Source organism: Mordavella massiliensis (assembly GCF_016902415.1).
In the GTDB taxonomy this organism is placed as follows: Bacteria; Bacillota; Clostridia; order Lachnospirales; family Lachnospiraceae; genus Merdimonas; species Merdimonas faecigallinarum.
On record NZ_JACJLV010000040.1, the window covers coordinates 1 to 17,998 of the forward strand.

At 50.1% G+C, this 17,998-nt stretch carries 14 protein-coding genes; 3 read left to right on the top strand and 11 right to left on the bottom strand.

What is annotated here, in order from left to right; translation table 11 throughout:
* The 9 genes from H6A13_RS10475 to H6A13_RS10515 form a co-directional block, all read right to left on the bottom strand.
* A partial coding sequence (locus tag H6A13_RS10475; protein ID WP_204909525.1) for a V-type ATP synthase subunit D occupies nucleotides 1-539 on the bottom strand: 539 nt, incomplete at its 3' end.
* A 291-nt stretch (nucleotides 540-830) separates the two neighbouring features.
* Nucleotides 831-2,213, bottom strand: coding sequence for a V-type ATP synthase subunit B (locus H6A13_RS10480; protein ID WP_204909526.1), 1,383 nt, complete (start codon nucleotides 2,211-2,213; stop codon nucleotides 831-833).
* Nucleotides 2,214-2,237: 24 nt separating this feature from the next.
* On the bottom strand, nucleotides 2,238-4,010 hold the full coding sequence (locus H6A13_RS10485; protein ID WP_204909527.1) for a V-type ATP synthase subunit A: 1,773 nt from the start codon (nucleotides 4,008-4,010) through the stop codon (nucleotides 2,238-2,240).
* Complete coding sequence (locus H6A13_RS10490; RefSeq protein WP_243416432.1) at nucleotides 4,003-4,590, bottom strand: V-type ATP synthase subunit E; 588 nt, start codon at nucleotides 4,588-4,590, stop codon at nucleotides 4,003-4,005. Before H6A13_RS10490 ends, H6A13_RS10485 begins: the two co-directional genes overlap by 8 nt.
* Nucleotides 4,591-4,608: 18 nt before the next feature.
* Complete coding sequence (locus H6A13_RS10495) at nucleotides 4,609-4,917, bottom strand: V-type ATP synthase subunit F (protein ID WP_204909528.1); 309 nt, start codon at nucleotides 4,915-4,917, stop codon at nucleotides 4,609-4,611.
* A 1-nt stretch (nucleotide 4,918) separates the two neighbouring features.
* Nucleotides 4,919-5,353 carry an ATP synthase subunit C gene (locus tag H6A13_RS10500; RefSeq protein WP_204909529.1) on the bottom strand — a complete coding sequence of 145 codons (435 nt, stop codon included), beginning with the start codon at nucleotides 5,351-5,353 and terminating at the stop codon, nucleotides 4,919-4,921.
* A gap of 27 nt (nucleotides 5,354-5,380) precedes the next feature.
* A complete protein-coding gene (locus H6A13_RS10505) occupies nucleotides 5,381-7,318 on the bottom strand; it encodes a V-type ATP synthase subunit I (RefSeq protein ID WP_204909530.1) in 1,938 nt (645 codons plus the stop codon).
* Nucleotides 7,315-8,361, bottom strand: a complete 1,047-nt coding sequence (locus H6A13_RS10510; protein WP_204909531.1) for a V0D/AC39 family V-type ATPase subunit — start codon at nucleotides 8,359-8,361, stop codon at nucleotides 7,315-7,317. Before H6A13_RS10510 ends, H6A13_RS10505 begins: the two co-directional genes overlap by 4 nt.
* A gap of 3 nt (nucleotides 8,362-8,364) precedes the next feature.
* Nucleotides 8,365-8,676 carry a hypothetical protein gene (locus tag H6A13_RS10515; RefSeq protein ID WP_204909532.1) on the bottom strand — a complete coding sequence of 104 codons (312 nt, stop codon included), beginning with the start codon at nucleotides 8,674-8,676 and terminating at the stop codon, nucleotides 8,365-8,367.
* 172 nt (nucleotides 8,677-8,848) lie between these two features.
* Between H6A13_RS10515 and trmB the strand changes: the two genes are divergently transcribed.
* Together trmB and H6A13_RS10525 are read left to right on the top strand one after the other, a co-directional pair.
* Entirely contained in the window at nucleotides 8,849-9,529 is a 681-nt protein-coding gene (gene trmB, locus H6A13_RS10520; RefSeq protein ID WP_204909533.1) for a tRNA (guanosine(46)-N7)-methyltransferase TrmB, read from the top strand.
* Nucleotides 9,530-9,839: 310 nt separating this feature from the next.
* Nucleotides 9,840-11,123: a DUF1002 domain-containing protein gene (locus H6A13_RS10525; protein WP_243424783.1), complete on the top strand. Its 1,284-nt coding sequence runs from the start codon at nucleotides 9,840-9,842 to the stop codon at nucleotides 11,121-11,123.
* 102 nt (nucleotides 11,124-11,225) lie between these two features.
* Here the strand turns inward: H6A13_RS10525 and glgB are convergent, their stop codons facing one another.
* Together glgB and H6A13_RS10535 are read right to left on the bottom strand one after the other, a co-directional pair.
* Nucleotides 11,226-13,136, bottom strand: a complete 1,911-nt coding sequence (gene glgB / locus H6A13_RS10530; RefSeq protein ID WP_204909534.1) for a 1,4-alpha-glucan branching protein GlgB — start codon at nucleotides 13,134-13,136, stop codon at nucleotides 11,226-11,228.
* Between the two features lie 106 nt (nucleotides 13,137-13,242).
* The gene (locus tag H6A13_RS10535; protein ID WP_420827231.1) at nucleotides 13,243-15,996 is read right to left on the bottom strand and encodes a hypothetical protein; all 2,754 of its coding nucleotides are present in this window, start codon (nucleotides 15,994-15,996) and stop codon (nucleotides 13,243-13,245) included.
* A gap of 175 nt (nucleotides 15,997-16,171) precedes the next feature.
* Between H6A13_RS10535 and H6A13_RS10540 the strand changes: the two genes are divergently transcribed.
* Nucleotides 16,172-17,785: a mannitol dehydrogenase family protein gene (locus tag H6A13_RS10540; protein WP_204909535.1), complete on the top strand. Its 1,614-nt coding sequence runs from the start codon at nucleotides 16,172-16,174 to the stop codon at nucleotides 17,783-17,785.
* The last annotated feature ends 213 nt before the right edge of the window (nucleotides 17,786-17,998 follow it).

Below are 17,998 nucleotides of genomic sequence, written 5' to 3' on the forward strand. Positions count from 1 at the left end.
GTGTACACCAGATTGCTATACATTGGAATCGTTATATTTTTTAAGGCATTCGCCCGTTTTTGTGTCTTTTTGATATTTGTTGCCAGGCGGTACGCTGAATTCTCCACTTCAGACAATTTGATAGTCAGTTCTTTTACTTCCCGGAACGCTTCCCTTGCTATATCAATCGACTCATGGGTTGTTCCAAATGAATATGTCAGATCATTCTGCCTGTCATCGTATTTCACATGCGGGATTTCTGTTCCCATGATACTGCGCGTCTGGATGCGGATGGAATCTTCAATGGGCACGGTAAATGCCAGTTCCTGCACCCGGCTGATGCCGTGCTCAATATTTGCCCGCTGAAGGCAGGCATATGCCTTCGTAAATGTGCTGTCAATCTGCTCCTGGATTTCTTTTGCCTCATCAATCAGCCCCATTAACTCTTTTAGCAGAATATTCCTTTTTTTATCCATCAGTTCATATCCCTGATGCGCTAATGCCAGCGAATTTTTCGCAAGCATCAGATTGCCTTTTGTCGGAAATTCTCTTGGATCCATATGCCGCCTCCTTTCCTAAATCTGTCCTGCCTCACATCCATCCACGTGAAGCAGCCCTACGTCGTGGACCTCGCGGCCTCCCCGGCCGCTCAGTCACGTCGCTCCCAGCCGTCCAACCGGCCACAAGTACATGCAAGCATGCCTTGTGGCCTTCGCTATCCCCACATCCATCCACGTGAAGCAGCCCTACGCCGTGGACCTCGCGGCCTCCCCGGCCGCTCAGTCACGTCGCTCCCAGCCATCCAGCCGGACGTAACGGAATACAAGTATTCCTTACGTCCGGCTGGACGGCTAGTCTGCTTCACGTGGATAGTATTTTTCGATCAGCTTCGTATCAATCCGGTCCAGTTCTTCTCTGGGCAGCATCCCCAGCAGTTCCCATCCCAGATCCAGCGTCTCCTGTATGGTCCGGTTCTCTTTCGGCCCCTGCCCGATATAACGGCTCTCGAAGGCCTCGCCAAATTTCAGATACTGCTTATCGATCGGCGACAGCTCATCCTCGCCGATGACTGACGCCAGATTTCTGGCCTCGCCCACCTTCGCGTACGCCGAAAACAACTGATTCGCCAGATCCTGGTGATCTTCCCTGGTATACCCTTCCCCGATCCCGTCCTTCATCAGACGGGACAGCGACGGCAGGATACTGATCGGCGGGTAGATCGCCTGCCCGTGCAATGACCGGTCAAGCACTACCTGCCCCTCTGTGATATACCCCGTCAGATCCGGGATCGGATGGGTAATATCATCGTTTGGCATGGTCAGGATCGGCAGCTGCGTCACCGAGCCGCTGGCCGTCTCCACGATCCCCGCCCGTTCATAAATGGTGGCAAGTTCACTGTACAGGTACCCCGGATACCCCTTTCTGGAAGGGATCTCGCCTTTTGATGAGGACACCTCGCGCATCGCCTCTGCAAAAGAAGTCATATCCGTAAGGATCACCAAAATATGCATATTTCTTTCAAATGCCAGATATTCTGCCACAGTCAGCGCAACCTTTGGAGTGATCAACCTCTCCACCACAGGATCATTTGCCAGATTCAAAAACATGCACACATGATCCGATACGCCGCTTTCTTCAAACGTCTTCCGGAAGAATTCCGCCACATCATGCTTCACGCCCATTGCGGCAAACACGACGCCAAATTCCTCGCTTCCCCCGTCTCCCAGCGACGCCTGTTTCACGATCTGGGCAGCCAGCTGATCGTGGGGCAGTCCATTTCCCGAGAAGATCGGCAGTTTCTGTCCCCGGATCAGTGTCGTCAAACCGTCGATCGCCGAGATTCCAGTCCGGATATAGTTCCTTGGGTATTCCCGCCGCACCGGATTTAACGGCAGACCGTTCACGTCTCTGCGGTCTCCGGAGCCGATCGGTCCCAGTCCGTCCACCGGAATGCCGATCCCGTTAAAGGTTCTCCCCAGCATATCCGGAGACACTTCCACCTCCATGGGACGCCCGGTCAGCCTGGTATGGGTATTCTGAAGAGACATGTCCTGCGTCCCCTCAAACACCTGTATCACCGCCTTGTCCTCATTCAATTCGATGATACGCCCCATCTTCCGTATATTTCCTTCCACCGTAAATTCTACGATCTCATCATAAAATGCGTCCTGCAGACCCTCCAGAACCACCAGCGGGCCATTGACACTGCTCAGTCCCAAATATTCAATTGCCATGCCGCCCGTGTCCCTCCTTTATTCTTATGCGTTCTTCTCTATCACGCGGTTGTAAAACTCGTCAATCTCCCGTTTATAAAGATCCAGCAGCTGCAGATTGTCATTGGGCACATCGTACTTCACTGCGATCACTTTTTCGTAAATGCCTTCGGCCTTCAGTACAGACATCGGCATCCCCATAGCTACCAGATCCCGGCTCTTTTTATAAAGATACAGGATCACATCCATCATCTTAAACTGCTTTTCCAGAGAAACGCAGGTATCATCCTTATGAAATGCATTCTGCTGCAAAAATCCAAGCCGGATCACCCGCGCGATCTCCAGCACCAGCTTCTGGTCATCCGGAAGCACATCCGCGCCAATCAGCTTTACGATCTCCATCAGACTGCTCTCCTGGTTCAGAAGGGCCATCAGACGGTTTCTGTAATCCACAAATTTCGGCGACACATAGTCCGTATACCAGCCACTTAAGTCTACCAGATACTCACTGTAACTGCTCAGCCAGTGGATCGCCGGAAAATGTCTGGAATAAGCCAGGGATTTATCCAGTCCCCAGAAGCACCGGACAAACCGCTTGGTATTCATCGTCACCGGCTCAGAGAAATCGCCGCCCTGAGGCGACACCGCCCCGATGATCGATACCGAACCGGTCGTTCCATTTAAGTTCTGCATCATGCCGGCCCGCTCATAGAAAGCAGACAGCCGGGAAGCCAGATACGCAGGGAAGCCTTCCTCTGCAGGCATCTCCTCCAGACGCCCGGACAGTTCCCTTAAGGCCTCTGCCCAGCGGGACGTGGAATCCGCCATGATCGCCACGTCATATCCCATATCCCGGTAATACTCCGCCAGCGTAAGCCCCGTGTAGATCGACGCTTCTCTGGCCGCCACCGGCATATTGGAGGTATTTGCGATCAGCGTGGTCCGGTCCATCAAAGGATTGCCGTTCCTTGGATCCACCAGTTCGCCGAACTCCTCCAGAACCTGCGTCATCTCATTGCCGCGCTCTCCGCATCCAATGTAAATAATAATATCCGCATCTGACCATTTCGCGATCTGATGCTGGGTCATGGTTTTTCCTGTTCCAAAACCTCCAGGGATAGCCGCCGTCCCTCCCTTGGCAATGGGGAACATGGTATCCAGGATCCGCTGCCCTGTGATTAAAGGCACACTGGCCGGATATCTCTGGTGCACAGGCCTTGCCACACGGATCGGCCAGCGCTGCATCATAGGCAGTTCTTTTTGCGTACCATCCGCAAGCGCTATCGTCACCAGCGGATCCGAGATCCGATAATTCCCATCCGGCTTCACAGACACTACGGTTCCCTCCAGATCCGGCGGCACCATGCACTTATGGACGATTGCCCGGGTCTCCGGAACCTCTGCGATCACTGTGCCCCCGTGAACCATCTCTCCCGGCGCGACCGTAATATGCGTCTCCCACAGCCGGTCCATGTCCAGGGAATCCACACTGACACCCCGGGTAATAAATGCTCCGCCCGTGTCGGCAATCCGCTCCAGAGGTCTCTCAATTCCATCAAAAATATTGTTCAGGATGCCGGGAGCCAGTGTCACAGACACAGCGGCGTCCGAGCCTTCTACCATCTCTCCGGGCTTCAGGCCGCCGGTCTCCTCATAGACCTGGATCGTCGTCATTTCTTTATCCAGAGAAATGACCTCACCCACCAGCTTTTCATTTCCCACATACACCATTTCCGACATCTTAAAATCTGTCTTTCCCTTCAGGTAGACGACAGGGCCATTGATGCCATATATTTTTCCAATCTTTACACTATGCACCCTCTACACCTCCCCGGAACAGGAATTGCTGATACTCCCTCTCCAGCGCGCCTTTAAATGCGTGGTCGATCAGGATATTCCGCTGCCTTAATACGGCCCGGATCCCCCCTTTAAAGTCTTCCTTGCTAACCGTTACCCGCATGCCGGTATGCTCCTCCAGATACTCCTTTTTATCCGCGTCCGAGGGATTGATGTAGATCGTCATCTCCTCCCCGTCCGCAAAAGAAGCCGCCTTTTCGATATAATGCACCAGCAGATGCCGGTATTCTTCTGTTTTCATATAGTCCTGCAGCAGGGTTTCCACTTCCTCAAACAGCTGCTGCTTCAACCGGGCCTGTGTCCCGGAAAGCTCTCTTTTTAATTCCAGCTGTGCCTTGGAAGACGCCATATTAAGCTGCTGCGCGGCGCTTACCTTTTCGGCCTTGATCCGGGTCTCGGACTGGCGTCTGGCCTCCTCACAGTGCTGCGAAAATACACTGTTCAGTGCCTCTTCGTGCTGTCTTATCAGAGCGTTCCCTTCCGCCCTGGCCTCTTCCATTGCGGCAGTCTGCAGATGAAACATCTTTTCTTCTATCGTCAAGCATGTCACCTTCTTTATCTATAATTTCAATCCGATGGCCTCATTTACATATGCAGTGATAAAGTCTTTCTTTCGCCCGGTCCCATGCCGGTCAGGAATCTCTATCAGCAGCGGCATCGTTCTTTCCAGCTTGATCTCGTTGATCAGATCCGGAAATTCCCGGCCGAATTTCTCCGTTAAAAGGATAATCCCCACGGTAGGATCATTCATGGCCGACTCGATGGCAGTCTTCAGTTCCTGGCGCTCATGCACCACCACGCCGTCCACTCCGGCCAGCCGCATTCCTGTCAGGGTATCTACATTATCACTGATCAGATACATCTTCATCCTATAACTGTCCCAGGATCATGAAGGAGATGATCAGTCCGTACAGACACACACCTTCCGCAAGACCTACAAAGATCAGAGATTTACCAAGCGCGCCCGGGTCCTCGCTGATAGCTCCAAGGGCCGCGCTGGCTGCGCTGGCTACGGCGATACCGCCGCCCACACAGGACAATCCTGTAGACAGGGCCGCCGCCAGGTATCCGAATCCCGCCGCATTTCCAGCCGTCTCGGCCGCGCCTTCCGCCGCCTCGGCCGGCATGCCGCCAAACAGCATGATCCCTGCGATCACAAATGCACCAAAGAAGAAAAATACATTGGCGCCGACCGCCCGTTTATAACGCTTTTTATTTTTCTCCCCGATCAGGAAATAGCCGAACGGAATGATGATGCTTAAGACCAGAGCGGCAATGAGTAATAATTTTACTGTTAATGTCATGTTCCATCTCCTCCTTATCCTAAAACCTTACTTCTTTTTATGACTGTTAAATGGCCGGAATTCTCTTCCGCTTCCTTTATAAAACCGGCTGAACATCTCGTAATATTCCAGACGAAGCACCTGGATGCCTACGATCAGTCCTTCCAGAAGACATACGATCACATTTCCGAGCACAACCACCAGCCAGTTGGGATCCCCTTCCGACGCGCCGGACAGCATCAGCACCACTTCCATAATGGCCGCATGGCTGACCGCGAACGCGCCGATACGCACATAGGAAAGGGTGTTGGAGAAGTAGCTTAACATTGTCTCGAACAGTTCAAAAAATCCCTGTACAAAGAACATCACCTTGCCCTCTTCTATCTTTTTGTGATTGTGCTTCACCAGATTTGTCAGCGGTTCTTTGAACAGGAAGATCAGAACCGGGATTCCCAGAAAGACCGCGATCATAATATTTCCAGGCGTTTTGTGGCCGCTCATATACAGCACCACTGTCAGGACCAGAAATCCATAAAATACAAATCCCGCCACGCCGTTATTGGAAAACCAAGCGTTCTCTGTGTCATGCGCCCGCAGCGCATTGATGATCTGGAAAAGCATCGCCAGCAGGTTCAACGCCATTCCGAAAGCGATAGCCACCACGAACACCGTATTCAGCTGTCCGATAAACGGCAGGGAGGTCATGGCTGACACCGGGCGGAGCCACAGCGCCGGGATCACATCTTCAAATCCGAATACACTGCCAAACAGGAACCCGAACAGCATTGAGAAAAGTCCTGCAATGGAAATGATCCCTGCCAGATTGATCTTTTTGATCAGATACAAAAGCCCTCCGATGGCAAACAGGCAGAATCCCTGGCCCACATCTCCGAACATGGCTCCAAAGATAAAGGTGTAGGTGATCGCCACGAAAACCGTGGGATCCATCTCATTATGCGCCGGCATCCCGTACATCTTGACGAACATTTCAAAAGGTTTGAAAAACCTGGGATTTTCCAGCTTGGTCGGCGGTTCGCCGAAATATTTTTCCCGGTCTTCTTCCACCACCACCAGAACCTTGTCGTCTTTTTCCGTCTCTTTTAAGAATGCCTCTACATCCTCTTCGCCCATCCATCCGCAGATAATATAATAATCTTCTTTATCCTCTTCGTCTTCCATTCTTGCCGCCATCTTGCGCACATCAAAATTGCCGGCCAGCTCCTCCAGCCTTCTCTGCGCCCCCTTTAACTGCGGCGCGCGGCTCTGAAGCAGTTCTTCTATCATCCCTTCCACGCCCCGGATCTGATCAGCTGCGTGGTCGATATCCTGCTGGAGGCTTTCGCAGGCCTGGGCCGGCGTTCCGATATATTCCCGCGACAAAGAGATCTTCTCAAAATGCAGGGAATGGAAGATCGCGTCCGTCTTGCCTGCGTCCGCGTTCGCCACAAAATAACACCCATATACATAATTTTCATTCCGCACGCCTTCCAGGAAAATGGCGTTCAGATCTTCATACAGATATTTTTCCAGCCTGCGGTAATAATCCGCATTGATCCTTCCAAAACGGACCCGCATATAGCGGTAACTCATCACGTCATGGAGATTCACTTCCAGAGGCCGGAAAGGCTCCAGCACATTCAGCTTCTCCGTCAGCTCATCCACATGCTTTTTCAGCCGTTCCTTCCGCTCCACCAGTTCCAGATACTGATGGTTCAGATCCCGGATCATACTGATCATGGCGTCCTGATCCATGGTAAGGTCCGGCTCCACCACCGGATCCGGCAAAAGCGCCATAAATTCTTCCGCTTTATTCAAAGGTTCTCTATATGGATTCACTTCCACAAAAGGAAGCAGATTTTCCGTCGTTTTCAGCTCGGCGATAGCATTTTCCAGCTGCATCTCGTGCCTGGAGAGATAGACCTCGCAGACCCGGTCAATATCGCTCCTTGGACCGCTGATGCTCAGGAATTTCATTTTTACGATCATTGCTTCACACCTCCCATGTACGCCAGCGTTTCACTTCTTGGCAGACCATAGCGGATACATTCCAGTGCCGTTGTCAGTTTATCGATCTCTTCTTCCTTTAAATAAAGGTAGGTATAGATCGACGCCACTGAGTACGGGTTCTGCCGTCTGTCCGCAAGATACAGATGTCTCAGGCAGTCCTTATAAGTCTGCTCCATAGTCCTGCCGTCTCCGAAATCATATTTCCTGGCATACCAGGTATTCTCCGCCTGCCGCAGGAATTCCTCCAGGCTGGGCGTTTCCACCAGCGTTTTATACTCCTTTACACTCAACCGGTAATGGATCGGGATCGTAAGAGAGTAAATATCCGGCGGCAGCATGTGGTAATACTTCTTTGCCCGGTAGACCCACTGCAGATTCAAAAGATCGATCTTAGTCCCGCAGTCCCTGGCATAAAGCTTCAGCTCTTTTCCCTTCAAAAGCCTTTTCTGCCGCTTCCACAGCGTGGTGAAATAATAAAGCTCCAGCGCCATATCATAGTCAAACAGCGTGGCCGTCTCCATCTCCCGGATCTTCTTAAGCGGTTCGTAATATTCCGTCCCCGCAAGATTATCCACCAACTCTTCTACATTTTTTGAGGCCACCAGCGCATCGATGGAGATCTGGGAATACCGGTCAAAATATTCTTTTTTATAATCCAGATCAAACGGGATCTGATAATGATTAAAGACAATCCGCAGACAGTAATTGATCACATCCACCTCGTAGCGTTTCCAGTAGGTTTTCAGAAACTGCTTCTGCTGCGGGCCGCCGAAACGGAAGATCCTGCTGTAATCATCGAACAGAGACTGGTACAGGATCTTCTCCACATTTCCCCGGTGGTAAAGCGTACTGTCCATCTCCTCCAGATACTTTTCGTACGCCGGCTTTTCCTTCAGAAATTCCGTCACCTCCGGGACGCTCCGCATAGATGCGATCTGTTCGTAGTCCCCGTCTTTCAGGAGCTTTGCCTGCATCGCCCGGATCTTTACGGTGATCCCGCTGTATGTCATCACATTTCCCATAGGCTACTCCTCTGTGATCTTTTTCAGGATCTCTCTGGCATACTGCGTATGGTTTTTTTCGTACTCCGCATTCAGGCGCTCGATCTCTGACCGGTTTTGGATCCGCTGCTCTTCCAGGACCTGATCCATCTGCGCTTCCGCCTGCGTCCGGATCTTTTCCAGTTCCGCCTTTGTATAAGCATCCAGCTCCCGGTCAAAATCATCCCTCTTTGCCTGGATTTCCCGCTCTACTTCTGTTTTCCGGGCCTGCGCATGTTCCACGATGCTCTCAGCAGTTTTTTCAATTTCTGCTAGTTTTTCCACGATAGATTCCATAGTCAGTCCCCCGTTTCCGTTTTCTAACATATCTAAATAATACACTTTATTTTGCGAAATTTCCAGACAATTTTCTCTCTCCCTTCCCGGACAGATCCTGCATTGACTTTTCTTCCGCAAAACTATAAACTATACAGCGTATAAAAACGCCTGTATTTAAGGAGGAAATGCTATGCGCCTTAGAAATATCCCGCGCGCCGAAGGCGTGCTTGAAGCGTGTAAAGAAGTTGTTAAAAATCCCGCCGGACAGAAAAGCAGATGGCACGAACTCTTCCAGAACCAGAACCCTGTCCACATCGAGATCGGAATGGGCAAGGGACAGTTCCTTCTGACTCTGGCCGAACGGAATCCAGATATCAATTACATCGGCATCGAACGGTACTCCAGCGTTTTGCTGCGGGCAGTGGAAAAGTTCCAGCTTCTTTCAGAAAGCCCCAAGGGAGCTCCTTCCAATATCCGTTTTCTCTGCATGGACGCAAGAGAGCTGCCGGAAGTCTTTGCCCCGGGCGAGATCGAAAAAATCTATCTCAACTTTTCCGATCCCTGGCCAAAAGCCAGACATGCAAGAAGGCGCCTCACTTCCCGGGAGTTTCTCAGTCTTTATGCCAAAGTACTGCCACCCGGCGGAACGGTGGAATTCAAGACAGACAACCGTCCCCTCTTTGACTTCTCCGAAGAAGAGGTCCGGGAATCCCCCTTCTTCACTCTGGACGGCCTGACTTACGACCTGCACCGGGACGCCGGAATGAATCAGGGAAACATCATGACAGAATACGAAGAAAAGTTTTCCGCCGCCGGCAACGCCATCTGTAAACTGATCGCACGAAAGAGTCCTTCCGGATCCGAAGGATAATTCCGCCGTGCCTGCATATACTGTATCAAAAGCTAAGGTCAGAAAGGAAGCAGACCATGCGCAGAAACCCGTTTCTTCGCCAGCTTACCCGCCGCTTTGCCTCTTCCATGCGGGAAGTCTGCCGCATCCTGCACCCGGGATGCACAAAACCGCCCTCTGACAGGGGCTTTTTCAGGCGGAAATAAAGAAAATCTTCAGAAATAGTTCATATAGTTTTTATTTGCATTTACAGGCAGATATGTTATGATATGTGGGTCAAAAGTAAACCAAGTATAAATTATTAAGGAAAAGGGGGCCTGGTGATCACACCATGCATATGAAAAAAATGAAAAGGACACTTCCGGTAATTATGGCTGCTGCGCTTTGTACCGCATCGCTTCCGCTTGCCGTACAGGCTGACAGCTCCAATGTTGTAACTCTGGGCGCGAATCTGACGCAGGAGCAGAAAACGTCCATGTATGAGTATTTTGGGACTTCCGCCGATCAGGTGGAGACCATCGAAGTCACCAACGCAGACGAGCGCAAATATATGGAAGGCATCGCATCTGAAGAACAGATCGGTACCAGAACCTACAGCTGCTCTTATGTAGAACCTACTTCCGATGGGGGCATCCAGGTGAAAGTTGCCAATCTGACCTATGTAACCAGTTCCATGATCGCAAGCACACTGACCACCTCCGGCGTGGAGAACTGCAACGTGGTTGCGGCATCCCCGATCGCTGTATCCGGAACCGGAGCGCTGACCGGGATCATGATGGCATACGAGACCGCCAGCGGCGAGACTCTGGACGAGGGACAGAAGGCTGCTGCCACAGAAGAGCTGGTAACCACCGGAGAACTGGCAGACGCAGTCGGCGACGAGGCTGCCACCGGCATCATGAACGACGTCAAAGAACAGGTCATCGGAGACGGTCTTACCGATCCGTCCGAGATCCAGGATGCAGTGACAGAAGCCGCAAAGACTTACAACATCACACTGACAGAAGATCAGATGAATAAGATCACTTCTCTGATGGAAAATATTTCCCAGTATGACTATGATGTCAAAGCATTAAAAGAGACACTGGATAACTTAAACGGCGAAAGCGGCGGATTCTTCTCCAACCTCTGGGATTCCATCACCGGATTCTTTGGCGGCGACACGGTCGGAGGAATCATCAATGACACCAAAGATGACATCCTCGGAAGCGATGTGGTAACCGACAGCACACTGGGCGGTTCTGACAGCTCTGACAGCACAGATCCTTCCACCGAAGAAGAAGGCGGCGGTTTCTGGGACAGTATTGTAAACTTCTTTGAGAATCTCTTTGGCGGCGGCGATGACAGCGAGGAGGATACTTCCACGGAAGGAGAAACTCCGGCTGATACCACAGAAGACGCAGCAGAGGAAACTACCGGAGACACCACAGAAGAGACCACAGAGGACGCCCAGACCATGGACGATAACACCTCTGAAAGCACAGATACTCCGGACAGCGCAGAAGCTTCCGACGGAACCGCAGCAGACGGCATCGGACAGGGCGCTGCTCCTTCCGACAGCGGTCTTACCGACAATTCTGTAAATGAAAATGCAGATACCCAGGCGGTCAACTAACAGAAAAAACGAAAACGATCCATACTAAGAAAGAGAGCGTATGTCGAATGCATACGCTCTCTTTCTTCCTTATTTATTCCATCTTATCAGCAAGTCAATCAGCTAAAATTCAAAGACAGCAACTCCATACGGAGACAGCGGATACGCGAAGGAATACGGTCTTCCGTCACATTCCTGTTTTACCGCTTTGTAAACCGGCTGTTTCTTTCTTCCATTACCGCCGTACTGCTCCTCATCACTGTCCAGAATCAGCTTGTACTGCTTTCTTCTGGGAACTCCCACACGGTAGTCCGCCCACTCCATAGGTGTGAAGTTGCAGACAAATAACAGGTTCTTCTTACCGTCTTTGGAGTGTCTCATGAAACTGAAAATGCTGCGGTAGCGGTCATCCGCATTGATCCACTCAAAGCCTTCCCAGGAATCGTCCATCTCATATAATGCCTTATTTTTCTTATAGAGATGCAGCAGATCCCGGAACCAGTTCTGAACTGCCTGATGCTCTTTTTCCGCCAGCAGGAACCAGTCCAGCTCCCTTTCTTCACTCCACTCTCTAAGCTGGGCAAATTCCTGTCCCATAAAGAGCAGCTTCTTGCCCACATGACCGATCATAAACGCATAGCCCACCTTCAGGTTGGCATATTTATCAAAGCCAAGTCCCGGCATCTTATTGAGCATGGAACATTTCAGATGCACCACCTCATCATGAGACAATACCAGGATGTAATTCTCGCTGTAGGCATAACTCATGGCAAATGTCATCAGGTTATGGTTATCCTTGCGGAAATAGGGATCCAGCTTCATGTATTCCGTAAAGTCATGCATCCATCCCATATTCCACTTCAGGCTGAAGCCAAGTCCGTCTTCTTCTACCGGACCTGTCACCATCGGCCACGCCGTAGACTCCTCTGCGATCATCAGCGCGCCCGGATTTCTTCCCAGCAGCACGGAATTAAGATGCTTAAAGAAATCAATGGCTTCCAGATTCTTATTACCGCCGTATTTATTCGCTACCCACTGGCCATCCTGCTTCCCGTAATCCAGATAAAGCATGGATGCCACCGCATCTACACGCAGTCCGTCTACGTGGAACTCTTCCACCCAGTACAGCGCATTGGAGATCAGGAAATTACGCACTTCATTTTTTCCATAATCAAATATCTTTGTTCCCCAGTCCGGATGCTCTCCTTTTCTGGGATCCTGATATTCAAATGTAGGCGTCCCGTCAAAATCCGCAAGCCCGTGGGCGTCTCTCGGGAAATGCGCCGGTACCCAGTCCAGGATCACGCCGATCTTATTTCTGTGGAAATAATTGACCATCCAGGCAAAATCCTCCGGCGTTCCATACCGGGATGTGGGCGCAAAATACCCTGTCACCTGATAGCCCCAGGAACCGTCGAACGGATGCTCCGCGATCCCGATCAGCTCGATATGGGTGTATCCCATATATTTCATATAATCAACCGCATCTTTCGCGAACTCCCGGTACGTATAGAATCCTTCGTCTTCCCTTCCGGGATGGCGTTTCCAGGAACCGATATGCGCCTCGTAAATAGACATCGGCTCCTTCTTGTGATCCCAGTTTTTCCGCTTCTCCATCCAGGCCGCGTCCGACCATTTGATCTGAGACAGATCGTAAACCTTTGACGCCGTACCCGGACGCAGTTCCGCATGGAAGGCAAACGGATCCGCCTTGAAGATCAGATCTCCCTTATAAGTCTCGATACAATATTTATACATATCGAACTGTTTGATCCCAGGGATAAAGCAGGTATAGATCCCAAGCGGCTCTTCCCGCTCCATCGGGTTTGCCTGGGTATCCCAGTCATTGAATTCTCCCACTACGGAAACACTCCTGGCATTTGGCGCCCAGACGGCAAAATACACGCCCTCTGTCTTTCCGTTTTTTACGATATGGGCACCCAGCTTTTTATAAATCTCATAATGGTTTCCCTGTCCGAAGAGATACTGATCCAGTTCTCCTACTTCATATGCTTTCTTTCTCTTTTTTGCCATACCGAACCCCCGCATTTCTGTCCTAATATATGCATATTATACTTTAGATGGCCGAAAAAAAAAAGAGTTTTGACAAATCTATCTGTCAAAACTCTTAATTTTTTTATTAAATCTTAAAATCTTCCTCTTTCAGGATAATTCTGTCTGAATCGTCTGTTCCCTTCTTAAATACACGCCTTGCAAGATGCTTTACATTGGCTTTCTGGGAATGATCGATGGCTTCATCCATGATCTCCTTGACTTCTGCGACAGATACGGCATGATCTTCTCTCTGCATAACATCGATCCGGCTGTACAGAGCCAGGATTCCCATCTCATCCAGCTTATATCCGTTTTCCTTCGCATAAGTCTGCCCGAAGGTTACCAGTTCATCATTGATAAATACCGGCAGTTCCAGTTTGGAAGTAAATTTCTTCTTGAACTCCGGACTGATGGCCAGCATACGCTCCAGCGGTTTTCTCTGATCCTCCAGCACAAACAGGAGCTCGCCGGTCTTCTTCTCCATCAGGTAATTCAGTTCCTTAATGGTTCTGGAATTCAGCTTGCCCGCCTTCTCAATAATGATGGCGCCGCCCCGCAGTTTCTGGATGATATTCGTCAGTTCCTTCTTATTCAGAGACTCGCCGGTCACGATCGCAACCTTGCCCTGCTTTAAGTTTCTCTGCTTCTGGATCGCTTTTACAATATCTACCGCCAGAACTGTCTTACCGGAACCTTTGCGTCCCACTACCAGAAGGTTGCCTGTCTTGGAAGTTCCTTCTCTTTGCGCTCTTCTGTCATTATCCAGAACCTCAACGATCTGTTCGCTCATACCTCTGACCGGAACAAAGTAAGAGAAGAGTTTCTTCTGTTCCTCTGTAAGTCCTGCCTTCAGACCAATCTCGCTGGTCGCGCTCAGGTCATATCTTCCGGTTACCACAAATCCGGTATCAAACGGAACCCCGCTGCCTTTGGACTTCTTAATTCTTTCCTGGATCTCTTCCTCAGAAGGTTCTTCAATCTCCAGTGCTTCTACATCGAATTCTTCTTCCGGCTCTTCTTCGTCGAAGTCCTCTTCCTCGAAGTCTTCCTCGTCGAAGTCTTCCTCATCGAAGTCTTCCTCGTCGAAGTCCTCTTCATCGAAGTCCTCTTCATCGAAGTCCTCTTCATCGAAGTCTTCTTCATCAAAGTCTTCTTCGTCGAAGTCCTCTTCGTCGAAATCTTCCTCGTCGAAATCTTCCTCGTCGAAATCTTCCTCGTCGAAGTCTTCCTCGAAGTCGTCTTCCTCAAAGTCGTCTACGTCAGAATCCTCTTCCAGCTCTTCTTCGTCGAAATCCTCTTCCTCGAAATCTTCCTCGTCAAAGTCTTCCTCGTCAAAATCCTCTTCGGACGCTTCGTCTTCGAACTCCTCTTCAAAGTCATCTTCAAAGTCAAAATCATCAAAGTCCGCTTCTTCGAGTTCTTCCTCTTCTTCTGCTTCGTCTTCTGATCCCTGCTCCATCTCGGCCACCAGTCTTACCAGATCGTCCGGAATGCGCTGGGTCTTTCCTTCTGCAAATGCATTTTCCAGAAGTTCTTCTTTTTCTGCTTCTTCCGCTGCTTTTCTTGCAGCTTCTTCCTCGGCTGCCTTTCTTGCTGCCTCTTCTTCCGCAGCCTTCCTTGCAGCTTCTTCCTCGGCTGCCTTTCTTGCAGCTTCTTCTTCCGCAGCCTTCCTTGCAGCTTCTGCCTCAGCCGCTTTGCGCTCTACTTCTCTGCGCTCTTCCTCCTGGCGGCGCATCGCTTCTTCCCGCTCTTTCTGAAGGCGCTCTTCATCCTTTGCCTTCTGCTCTTCAATCGCCTCTGCGTGCTCCTTCTGCTTTTCTTCCCATTCCTGAAGGATATCATCAATCCGCATCTGGCTGGTTGCGCGCAGGTCTTCCTCTTTCTTTTCCATTGCCTCTTTCTCAATATGAATGCCGCTTGCAAGAGCCATTCCAGTTGCAAGAGCCTCCTCCAGAGTCGCTCCCTTTACCACCTGGGTGATCGCCGAGTGCTTCTCTTTCTCCGGCTCTTCTTCAGCCTCGTCTTCCTCGGTCTCTTCTGCATGCTCTTCTTCAGCTTCTTCTTCCTCAATCTCTTCTGCAGACTCTTCTTCTGCTTCCTCTGTTTCTACAGACTCTTCTTCTGCCTCCGCCGGAACTTCTGCCGCTTCTACTGTCTCTTCTACAGCCTCTTCCACAGTCTCTTCTACCGGTTCTTCTGCCGGCTCTTCCGGAGCCTTCTTTGCCGCGCCCGGTCTGCTGTCATACTTCTCCTGCTGCAGCGGTGTCAGCGGTTTATACTTCATCTTCAGCTCCATCGCCTTGTAGACATACTTTCCTTCACTGAACCAGAGGATCAGATCGTCACATTCTTCCAGACACTCTGCGGTCATTCCCGCCTCATGATAACGCTCTGCCAGCTCATACGCCCACTTTTCTACATACTCCGCCTTCTTAAACTCTTCCAGCGCGGCGATCTGCTCGGTAAGCGGCGCTCCCTGTGCTCTGAGGATCTTATATTTTAATATGTACTGATTCGGGTCTCTCGGCGCCAGCTTTACAAATTCCTCGTAGCAGTCGGACGCCTCCTCCGGATCATTGATCTTCAGCGCAAGCATTCCCAGCCGGTATACGATCTTTCTGCTGCCCGGCGATCTGTCAAATGCGACAAACAGGATATCCCTGCTCTTCTGATACTCCCCGTTATATTCATAGATCTCGCTGACCGTATTCAGCATAGAAGAACTTTTCACTCTGCGCCAGTCGATCGTGTCAGCGATCTCCATGGCTTTCTGGTAGTCCTTGTTCTCCATGTACTCCAGCATTTGTTCTGTTTTTACCCGATATTCATATTTATCCAAATCTCTCACCTCAAAAATATATTTTCTTCTTTTCTTCGTATTTAATTATAATTTCGCTTATATCAGTTTATCATACGCCATATCGATTGTCAAAATATACACGAAATTTTGTTACAAAAATATTACATTTCGTGATATGATAAAAGCAAATTTATTTTAAAAAAGGAGGCGCAACATGAAACTTTCACTAAACGGAATCAAAAACAGATCAGAGTGGGAAGCGGCCGGCATCGTTCTTCCCGGATATGATGTGAAAGCAGCGGCCGAACAGGCAAAAAAAGCTCCCCGGTGGGCTCATTTCGGCATCGGAAATATTTTCCGTATTTTCATCGGCGGTATTGCCGACGGCCTGCTGGAAAGCGGAGATCTGGACACTGCCCTCACCTGTGTGGAAACCTTTGATTACGATGTTGTAGACAAGATCTATCACCCCTTCGACAATCTGGGCTTAAGCGTGATCCTGAATAACGACGGCACAAAAGACTGCAAGGTCCTTGGATCTTTCGGCGAAGCCCTCAAGGCCCAAAGTTCGGACCCGGCGCTCTGGGCGCGGTTAAAAGAAATCTTTTCCGCTCCTTCTCTCCAGCTTGTCTCCTTCACGATCACGGAAAAAGGTTACGCACTGACCAATTCAGCCGGAACTTATTTCCCATACGTACAGGCTGATATTGATAACGGACCCGACAAGGTCACCGGCGCCATGGGTGTTGTGACAGCCATGCTTCTGGAGCGGTACAAAAACGGTAAAACACCGCTCGCTCTGGTATCTATGGATAACTGTTCGAAAAATGGAAGTCTTCTGCGGCGTTCCGTCATAACCATGGCAGAAGAATGGCAGAAAAAGGGATATGTGGAAGATGGTTTCCTTTCTTACGTCAGCGATGAAGCCACCGTTTCCTTCCCCTGGACCATGATCGACAAGATCACTCCCCGCCCCAATCCGGAGATCGCCGCCGACCTGTCCGCTCTGGGACTCGAGAACATGGAACCCCTCGAGACCTCCAAGCGTACCTATATCGCACCGTTCATCAACGGCGAAGATCCCCAGTACCTGGTGATCGAAGACAATTTCCCCAACGGACGTCCCGCTCTTGAGAAAGGAAAAGGCGTCTATCTTGGAAGCCGCGACACCGTTAATAAGTCAGAACGGATGAAAGTGACCGCTCTTTTGAACCCGGTCCACTCCGCTGTCGGACCTTTCGGCGTACTTCTTGGCGAAGAATATTTTGCCAACATGATCAACAACGATCCGAAACTTATGAAGCTTGGAAAAATGGTGGCTTATGACGAAAGCCTTCCCATGGCTCCGGACCCGGAGATCATCAATCCGAAAGCATTTGCGGACGAATTGTTCCAGCTTCGCTTTGTCAATGAATATCTGCTGGACACCAACATCCGGCTTTGCACCGACGAATCCCAGGGATTAGGCGTCCGCTTTGGCGAAACGATTAAAGCCTACACCGCAAAATATGGCAGTGCCGGGCAGCTGATCGCCATTCCTCTTGGCATCGCCGGCTGGCTCCGCTACATGATGGGCATCGACGATCAGGGCAATCCCTATACCCTGGCTCCAGATCCTCTGGCCGGAGAAATGACAGAGATCTTAAAGGACATTGAGATCGGAAAGCCCGAGACCTTAAAGGATCAGCTGAAACCTGTTCTTTCTAATGAGACCATCTTCTTTACGAATCTTTATGAAAATGGTGTCGGAAACAAGATCGAAGAACTTTTCCGTGAAATGATCGCCGGCAAGGGAGCTGTCCGTGCTGTCATTGACAAATACATGTAACTGCAAACAAAGAAAACAGCCATTACGGTCACCGTGATCATAATGGCTGTTATTTATTTAATTTTATCATATTTATTTTAAATAATCGGAGGATCTTTTTAATTCTTTACGTTCCTTCTATCTATTTTAAACGAAATAGATGATAACTCAAAGTCTCGGATAATCAACTTATGTGATATCTTTGATACCTTATCTATACTCTCCCGTGTACTC

Coding starts and splice junctions, on each gene's coding strand:
- H6A13_RS10480 (WP_204909526.1), bottom strand. CDS start 2,213: ATGGCAATTGAATATTTGGGACTGAGCAGTGTCAATGGCCCGCTGGTG.
- H6A13_RS10495 (WP_204909528.1), bottom strand. CDS start 4,917: ATGAAGATGTATCTGATCAGTGATAATGTAGATACCCTGACAGGAATG.
- H6A13_RS10500 (WP_204909529.1), bottom strand. CDS start 5,353: ATGACATTAACAGTAAAATTATTACTCATTGCCGCTCTGGTCTTAAGC.
- H6A13_RS10505 (WP_204909530.1), bottom strand. CDS start 7,318: ATGATCGTAAAAATGAAATTCCTGAGCATCAGCGGTCCAAGGAGCGAT.
- H6A13_RS10510 (WP_204909531.1), bottom strand. CDS start 8,361: ATGGGAAATGTGATGACATACAGCGGGATCACCGTAAAGATCCGGGCG.
- H6A13_RS10515 (WP_204909532.1), bottom strand. CDS start 8,676: ATGGAATCTATCGTGGAAAAACTAGCAGAAATTGAAAAAACTGCTGAG.
- trmB (WP_204909533.1), top strand. CDS start 8,849: ATGCGCCTTAGAAATATCCCGCGCGCCGAAGGCGTGCTTGAAGCGTGT.
- H6A13_RS10525 (WP_243424783.1), top strand. CDS start 9,840: ATGCATATGAAAAAAATGAAAAGGACACTTCCGGTAATTATGGCTGCT.
- glgB (WP_204909534.1), bottom strand. CDS start 13,136: ATGGCAAAAAAGAGAAAGAAAGCATATGAAGTAGGAGAACTGGATCAG.
- H6A13_RS10540 (WP_204909535.1), top strand. CDS start 16,172: ATGAAACTTTCACTAAACGGAATCAAAAACAGATCAGAGTGGGAAGCG.